This window comes from Rhizobacter sp. P3_B12, from assembly GCF_056402895.1.
On sequence record NZ_JBFUGN010001425.1, the window covers coordinates 1 to 1,142 of the forward strand.

At 71.7% G+C, this 1,142-nt stretch carries 2 protein-coding genes; both read right to left on the minus strand.

Annotation, left to right across the window (positions count from 1 at the left end):
- Positions 1–165: 165 nt before the first annotated feature.
- Positions 166–813 carry a paraquat-inducible protein A gene (locus AC1D01_RS35790; RefSeq protein ID WP_477874433.1) on the minus strand — a complete coding sequence of 216 codons (648 nt, stop codon included), beginning with the start codon at positions 811–813 and terminating at the stop codon, positions 166–168.
- A partial coding sequence (locus AC1D01_RS35795; protein ID WP_477874435.1) for a paraquat-inducible protein A occupies positions 810–1,142 on the minus strand: 333 nt, incomplete at its 5' end. The genes AC1D01_RS35795 and AC1D01_RS35790, both read right to left, overlap by 4 nt.

A 1,142-nucleotide genomic window follows, 5' to 3' on the forward strand; every position in this document is an offset into this window, starting at 1 on the left:
CCCACCGCCAGCGCGATCACCGGCACCAGCCACACCACCGACGGCAGCGAGCGCTTGCGGCTGACGATGGTCGGCGCGGGCGGCACGGGATTCGGGGCCGGCGGGGGTGCCGCGGGTACGGGAGCCGGCGGAGGCGCCGGCGTCGGTTCGGAGGATGGGGATTCGTCAGCCATGGGCAGGGGAGGGATTGTCGTCGACCTCGTCGGGCCACAGCAGGCGCGGATCGAAGCTCGCGCTGGCGAGCATCGTCAGCACCACCACCGCGCCGAAGGCCAGCAGCCCGGGCCCCGGCTCGACGATGCCGAACGCACCGAAGCGCACCATGCCCACCAGCAGCACGACGACGAAGACATCGAGCATCGACCAGTGACCCACCGCCTCGACCAGCCGGTACAGGTGGGTGCGCGGTATGCCCCGCACGCAACTGCAGCGCTGCGCGGTGAAGGCGAGGAAGGACAGCGTCGCGATCTTCAGGATCGGCACCGCGATGCTCGCGATGAACACGATCAGCGCCAGGCCCCACGCATCGGCGTTCCACAGATCGACGATGCCGCCGAGGATGGTGTGGCTGTCGCGCCCGAACACGTTCGAGGTGATCAGGATCGGCAGCAGGTTGGCCGGTGCGTACAGCAGCAGCGCGGCGGCCAGGCAGGCCCAGGTGCGCTGCAGGCTGTCGGGGATGCGCAGGTGCAGCGCGCTGCCGCAGCGCGGGCAGGCGATGTCGTCGTGGTCGTCCGGCAGGCCGGCATCGCTGCGCTGCGACACCAGCCCGCAGGCGCTGCAGTTGTAGAGGCGGGCACAGCGCGCGTTCATCGGGCAGCCGCCTCGTCAGGGCCGGACTGTTCGGCCTGCCACTCGCTGCCCAGCTGCCACAGCCGGTGCAGCCCGGCGGCGCTGCTCGAGGTGAGCAGCACCGTCAGCACGCCGTAGGCAAACAGGGCCGGTCCCGGCACCACGCTCGCGAGCCCGGCGCTGCGCACCACGGCCACCAGCGCGCCCAGCATGAACACCTCGACCATGCTCCAGCGCGTGGCGAAGCGCAGCAGCCGCATCGCCGGCATGAAGCCCTGCGGCAGGCGCCGCCGCGTCATCGGCCACAGCAGGTRCAGGCGCAGCGCGATCACGAGGAGCGGGAACACCAC